We start from the raw sequence: 15,675 nt of genomic DNA, 5'->3' as shown, positions 1-15,675 counted from the left end.
CCCCTCTGGCACATGGATTGCTCAGACAAACCAACGCCGCCCGGACCGGCTTGCACTGCACTGCGCGCACCGCATTTGCACTGCACTTCGCAGGTTGCGATGCGACTGCCGCCGAGCGTGAAGCGCGTATCCCGCGCAATACCGGCAGGCCACAGCGCAGACCTCGTCGGCCGAGGCGAATCTGCGCGAGGCGCAATCCGCCTACGTGCGCCAGCATGCCGTCGATCCGCGCGCCACCTCGCAACAGAACGTCGATTCGCCGACGCGCAGCGGCAAGCGGCAAGCGCCGGCCTCGAACAGACTCGTGCGCAGCAGCGCACCGCGAGCCTCGTCCCGCAGCAAATCCGTCAGACCGAGGCCGCGGTCGCCGAGCGCCGCGAGCAGGTGCGGCAAGCGCAAGCGCAGCTCGAACAGGCGCGCCTCAACCTGTCGTATGGCGAAGTGCGCGCGCCGTCCGACGGTTGGATCACGCGGCGCAACGTGCAATTGGGCAGCTTTCTGCAAGCCGGTGTCTCGCTGTTCGATATCGTCACGCCTGATGTATGGGTGACCGCGGACTTCAAGGAATCGCACCTCGAACGCATGCGCGCCGGCGACAAGGTCAAGATCGAAGTCGATGCGTACCCGAAGCTGGATTTGCGCGGACACGTCGATAGCATTCAGCTCGGCAGCGGTTCGCGTTTTTCGGCTTTTCCGGCCGAAAACGCCACCGGAAACTTCGTGAAGATCGTCCAGCGCGTGCCGGTCAAGATCGTCGTCGACGCGGGCTTGCCGCGCGATCATCCACTGGCGCTCGGCTTGTCGGTGACGCCTACGGTGTATCTGCAATGAAGCCGTTCACGTTCACGTTCGCCCTCGCAGTCGCGCGCGCATCGCGGCAGGTCCATGCGCGCTGCTCGCGCTGCACATCGTCCTCGAGGCATGCGGCATGCTGCGTTCCTTTTGGTCAACGGTAAGCTTGCGGAGCGGATCATGAAACGAATCTTCGACCTACACGCACGTCGCGCGTTCGCGCGTGCCATGGCGGCCACAGTATTGACCGTGGGCAGTGCGTCTCTCGTGCACGCGCAACAGCCGCCCGTCACGTCGCAGAACGGCTCGTCCACGCACGCGGCCAAAAAAGCGGAACTGAAGAAACTGGAACAGAACGGCTACCAGCCGAGCGCCACCCAGTCGCAGTATCCGCAGAACTTGCAGAGCGCGCAGCAGAGAGCCGCGGGCGGCGCCGGCGCAAGCCAGCCGGTACCAGCCGGCAAGGGCACGCAGTAACCCCGTCCGGCGCATCGAGCCCGAGCGGCACGCAGTGCGAGTGTCGCGTCCTGACTGGACTTAAGCGCCGCTGCGCGGCGGCGTGCGCGATCGCGTGAGCGCGGACAGAACGTGAGTTCAACCGACGCCGCGCACGACCCTCGGTCCGACTGGAAACCCGCGGCGAATCCGTGGCTGATCGCCATCGTCATGACGCTCGCGGCGTCGTTCATGGAAGTGCTCGATACGACCATCGTGGACGTGGCGTTGCCGCACATCGCCGGCACCATGTCCGCCAGTTACGGCGAAGCAACCTGGACCCTCATGGACGACGACTTTGCACGAGCGAGCGCCCGGCCCTATCCATAGCAAGTAGCGAATGCAGGGGATGCCCTTTCAGTAGCCCTCGTCCACCGTCACCTCGTTGCGCTCGGCCCTCGTCGCCAGATCCATTTTCCGGCAAGCGGCCAGCATGTCCTGCAACGATGTCGCATAACACTCCGCGCCCATCGCGCTTTGCAACTCGGCGCTCCATTTGTCCGTATCTTCCTGCGCCCACAGACCCACCACGATCGACACATTGGGCAAGCGCACGCGAATGCGCTTGACGAGGTAGCGCAGATGCGAAGGAATCCCGTCGATCTGCAAATACAGAATGCACACGATGCCGACATCACCCGCCTGCAGGCTATCGATCGACGCGCGTGAGGCTGCCTCGTGCTGCACCGAGCGCGCCGAGAAACCGTGCTTGGCGAGCAGTTGCAACAGGATCGTGGTCGCGAGCGCGTCGAGGGGCCCGCGTCCCGGAATGCACAGCACCCGCGTATGCGGTGCGTGAAACGACGCGGCGGATTCCTGCGCGGCTTCATCGTGTGCTGAGTCCGCGGCGCTGCCGCTCGGGTTTTGCGCGGCGAGCGCAGGCGAGGCGCGCTCGCCCACCCACTCATGCGCCGACGGCACGACCGGCGCGACGGCACTCAGGTTCTGCTCCACCGTCTGCGAATCCGGCTGACGGTCGTCATAGCCATCGAGTCCGTCCACCAGATCGTTGGTGCTCGCCTCGATGCGCGCAAGCTGCGGCGCAGTCACGCTGCCGCGCATCACGTCGTTCGCCGCGAGTTGCAAGCCCTTGATCGCCACCTCGTCGTAGTAAGCCGACAGCGAACGCTCGCGCAGCAATATCTCCGCTTGCTCGATCGCTTCGTCAGGGTCGCCGGCGAGCGCGCGCTGGTAGAAGTTTTCGACCGGCGTCAACGCGGGCTGATCGCCGAGCAGCACGTCAAGGAATTCCAGACGCCGGACATGCCGGCCGAGGACCAGCAGACACAGCGTCAGCGGCGTCGACAGGATCAAGCCGATCGGCCCCCAGATCCAGCTCCAGAAGATCGCCGCGACCACGACCGAGAACGGCGACAGCCCTGTGCTACGGCCGTACAGCAGCGGCTCGACCACCTGCCCCACCAGCAGCTCCACGGTGACGAACAACGCCAGCGACCAGATCGCCATCGTCCAGCCGGGACTCACCGCAGCGGCGAGCGCGGTGGCGAGCGTGGCCGAGATCCAGATGCCGACGTACGGCACGAGCCGCAGCAACGCGGCGAGAATGCCCCACAGGATGGGACTCGGTACGCCAATCAGAAACAGCCCCACGCCGATCACGAGACCCACGCCCGCATTGAGTCCCAGTTGCGAAACGAAGTAGCGGCTCAGACGTCGCGCCGCTTCGTCCATTACCGTGGTCGTGCGGTGCAGGTCGCGCGATCCGAACAGACGGATCGCGCGGTCACGCAGATCGTCGCGCTGCAACAGGATCACCACCATCACCACGAACACGATGAACGCGGTTTCGAGCGGACTGATGGCGGGCGACAGCACACGCCTCGCCAGTTCGAACGGCGTGGGCACCGGCTCGCGCACTTCCACCGGTACCGCAGCGGGCCCATGCGCGCTGCCCGCCGCCGACGCGCCGCGCGGGGTTGCCGGTTGCGCCGGCTCGACCGACGCGCGTTGCAGCGCCTGGCCGGCCGCGTCGGACAGCTGTGTGAGCTTGCCGATCGTCAGACTGTGCGCGGTCTCGAGTTTGGCTTCGATGGTCGCCTGATAGCGGGGCATGCCGGCGGCGAGATCGGTCAGTTGCGTGGCGATCACCGCGCCGAGCAGCGCAATGACCGACACCGAAATGAGCACCGCCGCAAACACCGAAGCGACATGGCCAAGCTTGAGCCGGGCCAATGCATCGACCAGCGGCGCCACGAGAAAGCTGAGCAGAATCGCGAGCGTGATCGGGATCAGCACGGCGCTCGCAAAGTACAGGCACGCGACGACCGTCACGCCCACGCCGAGCGCAACCAATCCGTCGATGCCCAAGGTGGCCGACGCCTGGATGCGCGCAGCGGGTCTCACGCCGCGTGGCTCGGGTAGGTCCTTCATGGTTCGGTGTCTGGATATCCGTCTTGGGTGCTATGTCGTAAAAGAATCGCGACGAACATCCGAGCCGCGCCTGCCGATGGCGTCGCGACGTCGATGCCGCGCGAGCGCCGGCGTTGCAGCTCCCTGCGCTGCGTTGACTCGTTCAATGCGGGCTATTCGATGACTTGCGGTCCACGCTTTTTACGTGAGGCGTGGCCCATCGGGTCGGAAGAATCGCACTGGGTTGCGTAGGCCGTGTCGTCGTGCGCTCACACGGCATGGCGCATCACCCGCAAGCATTACGACGACGCGTTTACTTGATCGGCTCCTGCGCAATGGGCCCGCTCTCTATGGGTGGCGCTTCTTTCTCTATTTCCGCGCGCGCCTGCTCCCAGTATTCGTCAGGCGCGCCCTTGGGGTCGGCGGCCTGTTCCCAGAGGTAATAAGCGCGCGTGCGAATCTGTTCCTCTTGAGCGGTTTGTTGCTGTTCCATTTGATCACCTCGGGTTGAACGTCGCGAACATGACACATCGGCTGCGACATGCGCTCGACGCCATCGCCGCGAGCGCACTGTTGTTCACGAGGACAGCAACGGTTGTGCCTGGAGGCGCACCGGTTCAACGGGACTCACGAACCCGCCGAGGTTTCTCCTTCATCGGAAGTGAGCTGCTCTTCGAGCCGGTCGAACACGCGCTGGGTTGCCCGGCTCGGCGCTTCGAGCGCGAATAGGAGCAGCGAGCGCGCCGTCACCTGGTAAGCGTCACCCGCGCTGAACTGCGGCAGCTCGGGGCGCACCGGCATGTTCGTGTCCAGCAGGCAGGTCCACGTATCGCCTTCCGGAATCTCGGGCAGCGTGAAATTGACGACATCGTGATGCGCATTGAGCACCAGCAGCAAGGTCGCATCGGACGCAAGACGGCGGATGCCGCTCGCCTGCGCGCGCCCGTCGATGACGAGGCCGAAGCAGCGCATCGACGGGTCGTCCCATTGTTCCGCGGAGATGTCCGTGCCGTCCGGCGAAAGCCAGCGCGCGTCCGTCACGTCGAGCGCTTCGTTGTATTCGCCGGTGAGAAAGCGGCCGCGACGCAGCACCGGCAGACGGTGCCGCAGCGTGGTCAGATTCCTGACGAACTCGATGAGCGCGCGGCCGTCGTCGTCGATGCCTTCCCAATCGACCCAGCTGATCTCGTTGTCCTGGCAATACGCGTTGTTGTTGCCCTTCTGAGTGCGGCCGAATTCGTCGCCCGCGAGTATCATCGGCGTGCCTTGCGACAGCAGCAGCGTAGCCAGCAGATTGCGTTTCTGACGCTCGCGTTGCGCGCGAATCTCGACGTCGTCGGTCGGGCCTTCCACGCCCATGTTCCAGGACTTGTTGTCCGAGTGGCCGTCGGTGTTGTCTTCGCCGTTGGCCTCGTTATGCTTGTCGTTGTACGACACGAGATCGTTGAGCGTGAAGCCGTCGTGCGCGGCGATGAAATTCACGCTGGCCCACGGACGCCGGCCGCGATGATTGAACCTGTCGCCCGAGCCGGTGAGACGTGTGGCGAGATCGGCGACCTTGCCTTCGTCGCCCTTCCAGTATTCGCGCACGGTGTCGCGAAAGCGGTCGTTCCACTCGGCCCACCCAGGCGGAAAGCCGCCCACCTGGTAGCCGCCCGGACCGCAGTCCCATGGCTCCGCGATCAGCCGCACGCTGGACAGCACCGGGTCTTGCCGGCAACTGTCGAGAAAGCCGCCGCCTTCGTCGAAGCCATGGTTCTCGCGCCCGAGTATCGTCGCGAGGTCGAAACGGAAGCCGTCCACTTTCATTTCGGTCACCCAGTAGCGCAGGCTGTCGGTGACCATTTGCAGCACACGCGGATGCGACAGGTTCAGCGTGTTGCCGGTGCCCGTGTCGTTGATGTAATAGCGAGGCTCATCCGGCATCAGACGATAGTAGGACGCGTTGTCGATGCCTTTGAACGATAGCGTGGGGCCGCGCTCGTTGCCTTCGGCGGTGTGGTTATAGACCACGTCGAGAATGACTTCGAGATCGGCCTCATGAAAGCGATCCACCATTTCCTTGAACTCGCCTACCGAGTTAGTCGGAGAAGCGAAGAATCGCGCATCGGCCGCGAAAAAGCCGATCGTGTTGTAGCCCCAGTAGTTCGTAAGACCTTTATCGAGCAGATAGCTGTCGTTGACGAAGGTCTGGATCGGCATCAATTCGACCGATGTCACGCCGAGATTGCGAATGTGGTCGAGCACGACCTGCTCTCCCAGCCCGGCGAACGTGCCGCGCAATTTCTCCGGCACCCGAGGATGACGCTTGGTAAAACCGCGCACGTGGGTTTCATAAATAATCACGCGGTCCCAGGGCAGCGCGTTGCGCTCGGGGTGAGTCCACGAAAAAGTCGCGTCGACCACCTTGCACTTCGGCACGAAAGGCGCGCTGTCGCGCTCGTCGAACGAGAGGTCCGCGTCTTGCGCATCGAGCGTGTAGCCGAATATCTCCGGCGCCCATTTGAGCTCACCGATGTGTGCTTTCGCGTAAGGGTCGAGCAGCAGCTTGTTGGGATTGAAGCGATGACCTTTTTCCGGTTGGTATGGGCCGTGCACACGGTAGCCGTACACCGTGCCAGGTTTCAGATTGGGCACGAACACATGCCAGACCTCGTCGGTGTACTCGGGCAGCTCGATACGTTCGATCTCGTTGACGCCCGTCTCGTCGAACAGGCACAGTTCGACCTTGGTCGCATACGCCGAGAACAGCGCAAAGTTGACACCGTTTCCGTTCCATGTCGCGCCAAGCGGAAAAGGCGTGCCTTCCGAAATGCGTGTCGAGTAAGTGGCCTGGGATGACATAGTGGTTCCTGTGGAAACATGAGGCGCGTGCGCGCGTATTCGGATGTAGGCAGTGGTTCAGTGCATTCAGGCAATTGCAGGGTGGCGGCACGCCACGAAAGCGCGCGAACCGCGGGCGATATCTGGCGTGGCGCGGGTTTCGAGCGATAGCACCGTCGGTGCATCGACCTGAGGGCTCGCTGAAACAGCAAGTTCCAGACCTGGAGTGCGCCGTGTGGATATCGGCCAGTCGAGCGTCTCACTTCCATGGGGGCAGCACAAGCGCGGCACGAGTTTTGCAGCCGACCAATAAAAGTCGTTTGCGAGGGCCGCCGTCCACGTGCTGCCAAAGCGAGCCAAACAGAAAAAGGAGGACGTTCATCATGCGCAACCTGCAGGTCAGACCGCTTCTCGCCACGGCGATGCTGTTCAGTGCGCTCGCCACCACTTGTTACGGTGGTGCATACGCGCAGGGCGCTCCTCAATCGATCACCGAGAAACGCACGGACGTGGTCCAGCTCGGAAGCGGCTATCGCGCGTCGAAGCTGCACGGCGCAGATGTGTACAACCGGAACAAGGAGAACGTCGGCACGCTCGACGATCTGATCGTTTCGACCAACGGCGATCGCCGGATCTACGCGATCCTGTCGGTGGGCGGCTTTCTGGGGATGGGCAAACACCTGGTCGCGGTGCCGTTCAACGAGTTACAAATCGAAAACCGGCGCGTCATGCTGCCTGACGCCACGAAGAAGTCTCTTGAAGCGCTGCCTGAATTCAAGTACGCGCCGGATTAGCGACTGACGCAGTGGTGGGAGGCTGAAAAAAGTCGTTGACGTGTACCGCGCAAGTTCAACCAGGTCGCGCGCGGTCTGCGATCAAGACCCTTCGAATAATAAGCCCGTTCGAGATGATCAATAACCCTAACTAACTGTCGTCCCTCTGAAACGGGCCCGTTCCTACGGTGGTCCGTCGACGTGCACCGCCGCTGCCGACTCCAGCACGCGCAGCAGACGCTCCGGCGTCAAAGGCTTGGCGCAATGCGCATCGAAACCGGCCGCGCGCGCGCGCGCGCGGTCGTCGCGCGAAGCGAAAGCGGTACACGCCACTAGCAGCATCTGCGAAGTCGACGGATGTGCGCGCAGCCGACGCGCCAACTCCAGCCCGTCCAGTCCCGGCATCTTGATGTCCAGCACGACGGCGAACGGCTGCCATTCGGAAGCCATGTCACACACGGCGAATGGATCGTCGAGCGCACGGCACTCGAAGCCATCGGCGTTCAGCAGCATCTGCAACGCATCGGCTGCTTCGTGATAGTCGTCCACCACCAGCACGCGACGATGCGAGGCCATCGCATACTGAATTGGCCGCCACACCACGACGTCATCGCTGTCGTCCATTCTTTCATCAAACGTCACCATCTTCTCCTTGGCTTTTGCGTGTGCCGCCGCCGGGCACCGGGGACGCGGTCGCAAGATTCGCTCCACCCCGACGACAAAGCTCATCGCTCGCCACGCGATAGCCTCGAAGACGTCGCATCGCTGCCACACAGCACCACCGGGTACGGCGTGCACCGCGTCCACGGTTTGGAAGCAGCCGCCGCTTGCCCATTCACGCAGCCGATTGAATGCAAACCCGCGCGTTGCCCACGTGCACCGCGGTGTCAAAACGCACTTGTGCCGTGCACTCCGCCTTTGCCCCGTGCATCGCATGAAGCGCTTGCAGGGTCGATACGGCTGCTGAATCGTTGGGGCCGAGGCAAAATTTGACGTGTGTTCACAGCGCCGATCGGTAGCGTCGACACACTCACAGAATAAGCGAGGAAACTTGCGGCAATAACCTCAACGTTTTAGGGGTTTGCGCGCAGCGGGTTATCCCGCACGATCGTCGATGAAGCCCTTGAGCATATCCAACGTATCGGCATCGTCGATGCGTTTGTCGGTCCGCCAACGCAGCATGCGCGGAAAACGCACTGCGACGCCCGACTTGTGACGCGGACTGCGCTGAATCCCTTCGAAGCCGATTTCAAATACCTGGGTTGGGCTCAGACTACGCACAGGGCCGAACTTCTCAACGGTGGTCCTGCGCACGATCGCGTCGACCTTGCGCATCTCTTCATCAGTCAGACCGGAATAAGCTTTCGCGAATGGCACAAGCGTGCGCACGCCATTCGCTTCATCCCACACTGCGAATGTGAAGTCGGTATAAAGGCTGGCACGGCGGCCGTGACCAGGTTGCGCATAAACCAGCACGGCATCTACCGCATACGGGTCGATCTTCCATTTCCACCACGTGCCCGAAGCCTTGGTGCGGCCCACCCCGTACAACGATTCGCGCTGCTTGAGCATCAGTCCTTCCACGCCGCGCGCACGGCTCTCGTCGCGCAATGCCGCGAGCGTCTGCCAATCGGGCGCGCTAACCAGTGGCGACACGCGCAGCAGATCGCGCGCCAACGTAGCGTCCAGACCCCCAGCCAATTCGTCGAGCCGCGCACGTCTTTCTACGAGCGGCGTCATGCGCAAGTCCTTGCCTTGCGCTTCGAGCAGATCGTAAGCGAGTAGCGCGGCGGGTGAATCGGCGAGCACTTTTTTCGTCAGCGTTTTGCGGGTAATGCGTGGTTGCAGGCGCGCGAACGGCAAAGGCGCGGCGCCGCCCGGTTCCCACGCGAGTATCTCGCCATCGATCACGTAGCCGTCAGGCAACGCGTCCCCTAATGCAGCCACTTCGGGAAAGCGCTCGGTAATCAGATCCTCGCCGCGCGACCACAACCATAGACGTGCGCCGCGCTTCACGAGTTGCGCTCGAATGCCGTCCCACTTCCATTCGATCAACCATTGCGACAGGTCGCCGAGCGTCGCTGGATCGCTCTGCAACGGATGCGCGAGAAAGAACGGATACGGTAAGCCCAGATCGCTGTCGCCATGCTGTTCCTGCGCATGCTCGCCGGTGCGTGCGCCCTCGCCTGTCGTCTCGGGCGCGATCAAACGCAGATAGCGCGCTGCGTCCGGCTTCTGATGCGAATCGGTCCAGCCGACCATGCGTTGGGCGATGCGCTTATGATCGATGCCCGCCACTTCGGCCAAAGCCCTGACCACCAACTGACGCGCCACGCCGACCCGAAAGCCGCCGCCGATCAGTTTGGTTAGCAAAAAGCGGCCGCCCCAATCGAGCTCGTCCCAGTAGCTGAGCAAACGCGTGCGCAATTCCTCGGGCGGCGCGCCGCGCAACGTCAGCACACGCTGCTCGATCCATTGCGTGAGACCCAGCTCCGAGGTGCGCTGCGCGGGCGGCAAGATATGGGCGATGGTCTCCGCCAGGTCGCCGACCGCGTCATGCGACTCGTCGAACAGCCAGAGCGGCAATCCGGCGCGCTCGCGAGCGATCTCGATGAGCAAGCGCGTGGGCACCGATTGACGCGGCTTGCCGCCGGCGAGAAAGTACGAGGCCCACGCGGCATCTTCCGGCTCGGCAGCGGAAAAATAAGTGATCAGCGCTTCGAGTTTGTCGTGCGTGGAGGTGGTCGCATCGAGCGCGGTATAAAGAGCGGCGAAGCGTTTCATTGCTGGCCCGCCGCGGCCGGTTCGACGCTGCCCGCCGCATCGGCTTCGACCGTGTCGTCGCCGTACTGCGTTTCGAATGCGCCTGCTTCGAAGCCCTGCTCGCGCAACCATCGCACCATCGGCTCGATCGAGCCATGCGTGACGATCACGCGTGCGGCGCCCGTGGCGTGTATCGCGCTTTGCAGACCGGGCCAGTCCGCATGATCCGACAGCACGAATCCTCGATCGACGCCCCGTCGGCGACGCGCGCCGCGCAGCCGCATCCAGCCCGAGGCGAACGCGTCGCTATAGTCGCCGAAGCGTCGCAGCCATGCGCTGTTCTGTGCGGACGGCGGCGCCACGATCAATGCCTGCTTGAACACCGCCTTGTCTTTAGCCGGGACTTCACCGACGAGGCGAACCGGCGGCAAGCGCACGCCGGCCTCGCGATACGCGCGGTTCAACGGCTCGACCGCGCCGTGGCAGAAGAGCGGGCCAATCGCTGCGTCGACACTCGCCAGCACGCGCTGCGCCTTGCCGAACGAATAGCAGAACAGCACGGACGCGCGCCCTTCGGCGGCATTGTGACGCCACCACGAATCGATACCGTCGAACACCGCTTGCGGCGCGTCCCAGCGATAGATCGGCAAACCGAAGGTCGATTCGGTGATGAAAACATCGCAGCGCTGCGGTTCGAATGCATCGCAGGTCGGGTCCGGCTCGAGCTTGTAATCGCCCGATGCGACCCAGACGCGCCCCGCGTGCTCGATGCGCACTTGCGACGAACCCAGCACATGTCCGGCCGGATGCAGCGAAACGACCGTGTCGCCGATCGTGAGCCGCTCGCCATAAGCAAGCGTTTGCAACGCAATGCCGGGCAAGCGCGCCAGCAGCACGTGCGCGCCAGCACGCGCGGCGAGGTAGTGCCGATGCCCGAAGCGCGCATGATCGGAATGCGCGTGCGTGATCACCGCGCGCTCGACCGGACGCCACGGGTCGATATAAAACTCTCCCGCCGGACAATACAGACCTTCCGGCCGCGCGACGACGAGCTCGCGCGTCTCGTCCTGGTCCTGTTCATCTTCCTTGTCTGCTTTTTGAAACCCGATATTCAATTGATGTTCCGGCTGATCCATCGGGCGGTTCCTGAAGTCTGGCTCGGTGGGTGAAAGCGTCCGCTAGCGGCGCAAACGGGTCAAGCAAACACCATTCCCGGCCCTTCGGGCGCACGTGCTCTCTCGCATGCGCGAGGCAGCTATGGCTGTGTTCTTGCTTACGGTATATAAAGCAAAGAGGCGTCTCGAGAATGGCTGCCACCCGGCGGTCCCCAATTCGCCTCGGGAGCCCTCATGCAAAGCTTCTTCGACCAGCATGCGCTGTATATCGCGAAACACCCCGGCCCATTCATCCTGCAAACGCTGAAGGCATTTCGTGCTAACCAGGGTTTGCTGCTCGCGGGCGCGGTTGCGTATTACGCTTTGCTGTCGATCGTGCCGCTGCTGATCCTGATCGTCATCGTGCTGTCGCGGTTCCTGCCGCAACAGGTGTTGCTCGCCGCGCTCGCCCATCTGCTGCGATGGCTCGTGCCCGGTCAGTCGAATGCGCTGGTGCGGGAGCTTGCCAATTTTCTCGAACATCGCGCGGTCATCGGCTGGGTGCTGCTGCTGACCATGATCTTCTTCAGCTCGCTCGCGTTCACCGTGCTGGAGAACGCGATGTCCCTCATCTTCGTGCACCGCGTGGCGATCCGGCGGCGGCATTTCCTGCTCTCGGCGCTGCTGCCCTATTGCTACATTCTTTGTCTCGGCGTGGGGCTGCTGATCGTCACGTGCGTGTCGACCGGGCTCGAATCGATTGGCGCTGAAGGCGTCGACCTGTTCGGCGTGCACGTTTCGCTGCAAGGACCTACGCGTGTGCTGCTTTATCTGCTGGGCCTCGCCGGCGAGATTTTCGTGTTGACATCGATCTATCTGGTCATGCCGGTCGGGCGCGCGTCGGTGAAGAATGCGCTGTTTGGCGGCGTGGTGGCCGCCGTGTTGTGGGAGATCACTCGCCATGTGCTGGTCTGGTACTTCGCGACACTCTCGCAGGTCAGTGTGGTGTATGGATCGCTGACCATGGCGATCGTGATCCTGCTCAGCCTCGAATGGCTCGCTACGCTGCTGCTGTTCGGCGCACAGGTCATTTCGCAATACGAACGATTCGGCCGGGAACCCATTCACGCGCCGCAGCCCGGAATCAAAACCGAATGACCCGATGCGCGACTAACGAAGCATCGCACGATGCGACTGATGAGACCATCTGCCCCCCATCGCACAGTGCTCCATGCCCGTATCGGACCCCTTCTTGCGACAGGAGTGCGGTAACATTGCCCCGATGCAAGCGGGCCGCGTTCCCCGCTCGCTTGCGCAGATATTCAGGATTCGCCAATGAGCATTAGCCGACGCAACAGCCTATCCATCTCCGGCAGCGGCGAGCGCACCATGGTGTTCGCGCACGGTTTCGGCTGCGACCAGACCATGTGGCGCTATCTCGCCCCGTCGTTTCATGCCGATTTCCGCACCGTACTGTTCGATCACGTCGGCAGCGGCTCGTCGGACCTGTCGGCCTACGACACCGTCAAATACGACTCTCTGGCAGGCTACGCCGACGACCTCATCGAAATCGTCCGTGCGGTGGCCGACGATCCGGTGGTGTTCGTCGGCCATTCGGTCAGCGGGATGATCGGGCTGATTGCGACGCTGAAAGCGCCGCATCTGTTTGCCGCTCAGGTGATGGTCGGCCCGTCGCCCTGCTATGTGAACGACGGCGATTACATCGGCGGCTTCACGCGCGAGGATATCGACGATCTGTTGCACACGCTGGAAAGCAATTACCTCGGCTGGTCGAGTACGATGGCGCCCGTCATCATGGGCGCGCCGACACAACCGGAGCTCGGCGTCGAACTGACCAACAGTTTTTGCCGCACCGATCCCGAGATCGCCGGACAATTCGCCCGCGTCACGTTCCTGTCGGATCATCGCGCGATCCTGCCGCGCAACATGACGCCCGCGTTGATCCTGCAAAGCAGCGAGGACATCATCGCGCCATGCGCGGTCGGCGAATACATGCAGCAAACCATGCCGCTCAGCTCGCTGCATGTGGTCGAGAACGTCGGCCATTGTCCGCATCTGAGCGCGCCCAGCGCCAGTTCCGCCGCAATCAACGCCTTTCTCGGACAGTTGAGCGTGTAAAGCAATGGCCTCCGCCGACCATCCGCTACCGTCAGCCGATACGTTATACGAGAACGCCGCGTGCGCCCTGCTCGTTGCCGACACCAACGGCCGCATCGAACGCGTGAACGCGACCTTCTGCAGCTGGCTCGGCTACGGCGCGGCGGATTTGACCGGCGGCAAGTACATTCAGGAGCTGTTGAGCGCCGGCGGCAAAGTGTTCTATCAGACGCATTGGGCGCCGTTGCTGCAAATGCAGGGCTCGGTGGCCGAGGTAAAACTGAACATGATCCACCGCGATGGTCACACGGTGCCGATGCTGCTCAACGCGGTGTGCCACCGTCACGGGGACAAGCGCTACTTCGAAGTCGCGATGCTGATCGTCGCCGACCGCCACAAGTACGAGCAGGAACTGCTGCTCGCGCGGCGCAACGCCGAGGCGTCGGTCGCCGCGCACAAGCTCGCGCAAAAGGCCTTGCAGGAAAGCCGGGACGTGCTGAGTCTGGCCATGCGCGGCGCGCGCATGGGCGCCTGGTCGCACGATCCGGGCTCGGGCAAGTTCTGGTGGAGCCGCGAACTGGAGGCGCTCGCCGGTTATGCGGAGGGCCATTTCACGCACAGCGCCGGCGGCTTTTTCGATCTGATTCATCCGGGCGATCTGCTTGGTCTGAACGAAGCGGTCGAATACGCGGTGAAGAACGGCGAGGACTATGTGGCCGAATTCCGCTTCATGCATGCGAGCGGGGAATGGTGCTGGATGGAAGGCCGCGGCCGCGCCACTTACGAGAGCGACGGCACGCCGCTGACCATCTACGGGCTCGGCCTCGACATCACCGAGCGCAAGCAGGCGCAGACGGTGCTGTTGCGCCAGGCGGCGATCTTCGCGCATCTGAGCGACGCGATCGTGATCACCGATTTGCGCGGCAACATCACGGACTTCAACGTCGGCGGCGAACGCATGCTCGGCTATCGCCTGCGCGAGATTCTCGGCAAGCCGGTGTCGATCTTCCATCCGCCGGAAGACGCGCTGCGCATTCGCCGCCAGGCGCTGGCCGCGCTCGCCGCCGAGGGCACGTGGCGCGGCGAGCTGACCTTCGTGCGGCGCGATGGCACGCGCGGCGTATGCGATACCGTCGTCAAGCCGCTCGCCAACGCACGCGGCGACATCTACGGTGCGGTGTGCGTGAGCCGCGACATGACCGAACGGCGGCGCGCGGAGCAGCAACTCACGCGGCTCAATCTCGAACTCTCGAACGCCGACCGGCGCAAGGACGAATTTCTCGCCACGCTCGCGCACGAACTCCGCAATCCGCTCGCGCCGATGCGCAACGTGCTGGAGATTTTGCGCCGCAAGGAGTTCGCGGACCCGCAACTGAACTGGTCGCGCGATGTGTTCGACCGCCAGCTGCAACACATGACGCATCTGGTCGACGACTTGCTGGAAGTGTCGCGCATCACGCAGGGCAAGCTCGAATTGCGCAAGCAGCGGCTCGAACTCGCGCGCGCGGTGCAGTCGGCAATGGAAGCCGCGCGGCCGACCGTGCAGGCGTCGTCGCATCAGCTGAGCGTGACGCTGCCGCACGAACCGCTGTATCTCGACGCCGATCCGACGCGCCTGTCGCAGATGATCCTGAACCTGCTGAATAACGCCGCCAAGTACACGCCGCCCGGCGGCAGCATCTCGCTGGCGGCGCGGCGCGACGGCAACGAGGCGGTAATCGTCGTGCGCGACTCGGGCATCGGCATTCCGCGCGAGCATCTGAGCAGTGTGTTCGAAATGTTTTCGCAACTCGCGCCGGCGCTCGACCGCTCGCAAGGCGGTCTCGGCATCGGCCTCGCGCTGGTGCGCGGGCTCGCGGAATTGCACGGCGGCTCGGTGGCGGCATTCAGCGGCGGGCCCGGCACCGGCAGTGAATTCATGATCCGCCTGCCGTTGTCGGCAGCGCCAGCCAAGCCAGCCCCCGGCGCGCTGCCGGAACTGCCGCACCCGGGCGGCATGCGCATCGTGATCGTCGACGATAACGCCGACGCCGCGGACAGCCTCGCGATGGTGCTCGAACTCGAGGGCCACGAAGTGCGCACGGCCAGCGACGGCGTTGCCGGCCTCGCGCTGATCGGCGCATTTGCGCCGCACGCGGTGATTCTCGACATCGGCTTGCCCCAGTTGAACGGCTATGAAGTGGCGCGGCGCATCCGGCGCGAGCAACCGGACACCGGCATTCTGCTGATCGCCGTGACCGGCTGGGGTCAGGAACACGACAAGCAGACCGCGGTCGATTCCGGTTTCGATCATCACTTCACCAAGCCGGTCGATCCTCGCGCATTGCAACGGGTATTGAGCCAACAGCGCAGCCAGCAGCGCGTTTGACAGCAGACGTGCCTGCTAGACTGGCGCGATATTCGCAAGCCCTCACGTCATGTTCAACAACCTCGTCGTCGTCCTCGCA

General features: G+C 63.6%; 11 protein-coding genes and 2 pseudogenes. 7 read left to right on the top strand and 6 right to left on the bottom strand.

Annotated elements, in window-relative coordinates; all coding sequences use genetic code 11:
- Positions 1-127: 127 nt before the first annotated feature.
- The 3 genes and pseudogenes from ABQJ48_RS16950 to ABQJ48_RS16940 all read left to right on the top strand — a co-directional run.
- Positions 128-831, top strand: a pseudogene (locus ABQJ48_RS16950) (HlyD family secretion protein); the annotation flags it as partial.
- A 141-nt stretch (positions 832-972) separates the two neighbouring features.
- Complete coding sequence (locus ABQJ48_RS16945) at positions 973-1,269, top strand: DUF4148 domain-containing protein (RefSeq protein WP_367839159.1); 297 nt, start codon at positions 973-975, stop codon at positions 1,267-1,269.
- Positions 1,270-1,380: 111 nt separating this feature from the next.
- Positions 1,381-1,572: pseudogene (locus tag ABQJ48_RS16940) on the top strand (EmrB/QacA family drug resistance transporter); the annotation flags it as partial.
- A 72-nt stretch (positions 1,573-1,644) separates the two neighbouring features.
- Here the strand turns inward: ABQJ48_RS16940 and ABQJ48_RS16935 are convergent.
- The 3 genes from ABQJ48_RS16935 to glgX form a co-directional block, all read right to left on the bottom strand.
- Positions 1,645-3,678, bottom strand: coding sequence for an AI-2E family transporter (locus ABQJ48_RS16935; RefSeq protein ID WP_367839158.1), 2,034 nt, complete (start codon positions 3,676-3,678; stop codon positions 1,645-1,647).
- Between the two features lie 292 nt (positions 3,679-3,970).
- A complete protein-coding gene (locus ABQJ48_RS16930; protein WP_367839157.1) occupies positions 3,971-4,150 on the bottom strand; it encodes a DUF2934 domain-containing protein in 180 nt (59 codons plus the stop codon).
- 134 nt (positions 4,151-4,284) lie between these two features.
- Positions 4,285-6,501, bottom strand: coding sequence for a glycogen debranching protein GlgX (glgX, locus tag ABQJ48_RS16925; protein ID WP_367839156.1), 2,217 nt, complete (start codon positions 6,499-6,501; stop codon positions 4,285-4,287).
- A 362-nt stretch (positions 6,502-6,863) separates the two neighbouring features.
- Here glgX and ABQJ48_RS16920 point away from each other — a divergent pair, with 362 nt between their 5' ends.
- Positions 6,864-7,274, top strand: coding sequence for a PRC-barrel domain-containing protein (locus ABQJ48_RS16920; protein ID WP_367839155.1), 411 nt, complete (start codon positions 6,864-6,866; stop codon positions 7,272-7,274).
- Positions 7,275-7,436: 162 nt separating this feature from the next.
- Here ABQJ48_RS16920 and ABQJ48_RS16915 read toward each other — a convergent pair whose 3' ends face one another.
- From ABQJ48_RS16915 to ABQJ48_RS16905, 3 genes are all read right to left on the bottom strand, one after another.
- Positions 7,437-7,895, bottom strand: a complete 459-nt coding sequence (locus ABQJ48_RS16915; RefSeq protein ID WP_473094148.1) for a response regulator — start codon at positions 7,893-7,895, stop codon at positions 7,437-7,439.
- A 453-nt stretch (positions 7,896-8,348) separates the two neighbouring features.
- Positions 8,349-10,037 (bottom strand): ATP-dependent DNA ligase, encoded by a 1,689-nt coding sequence (locus ABQJ48_RS16910; protein ID WP_367839153.1) that lies wholly within the window; start codon positions 10,035-10,037, stop codon positions 8,349-8,351.
- Complete coding sequence (locus ABQJ48_RS16905) at positions 10,034-11,152, bottom strand: ligase-associated DNA damage response exonuclease (protein ID WP_367839152.1); 1,119 nt, start codon at positions 11,150-11,152, stop codon at positions 10,034-10,036. The genes ABQJ48_RS16910 and ABQJ48_RS16905 overlap by 4 nt, the downstream gene beginning before the upstream one ends.
- Before the next feature lie 213 nt (positions 11,153-11,365).
- On the opposite strand from ABQJ48_RS16905, the gene ABQJ48_RS16900 reads away from it, so the two are divergent.
- The 3 genes from ABQJ48_RS16900 (at position 11,366) to ABQJ48_RS16890 (ending at position 15,596) form a co-directional block, all read left to right on the top strand.
- Positions 11,366-12,268 (top strand): YihY/virulence factor BrkB family protein, encoded by a 903-nt coding sequence (locus tag ABQJ48_RS16900; protein ID WP_367839151.1) that lies wholly within the window; start codon positions 11,366-11,368, stop codon positions 12,266-12,268.
- Between the two features lie 177 nt (positions 12,269-12,445).
- Positions 12,446-13,249, top strand: coding sequence for an alpha/beta fold hydrolase (locus tag ABQJ48_RS16895; RefSeq protein ID WP_367839150.1), 804 nt, complete (start codon positions 12,446-12,448; stop codon positions 13,247-13,249).
- A gap of 4 nt (positions 13,250-13,253) precedes the next feature.
- Positions 13,254-15,596 (top strand): hybrid sensor histidine kinase/response regulator, encoded by a 2,343-nt coding sequence (locus ABQJ48_RS16890; protein ID WP_367839149.1) that lies wholly within the window; start codon positions 13,254-13,256, stop codon positions 15,594-15,596.
- Positions 15,597-15,675: the final 79 nt, after the last annotated feature.

This window comes from Paraburkholderia suaedae (assembly GCF_040812055.1).
Classification (GTDB): domain Bacteria; phylum Pseudomonadota; class Gammaproteobacteria; order Burkholderiales; family Burkholderiaceae; genus Paraburkholderia.
The sequence above is the reverse complement of the archived record's forward strand: the minus strand, read 5'-3'. Positions and strand labels throughout refer to the sequence as shown.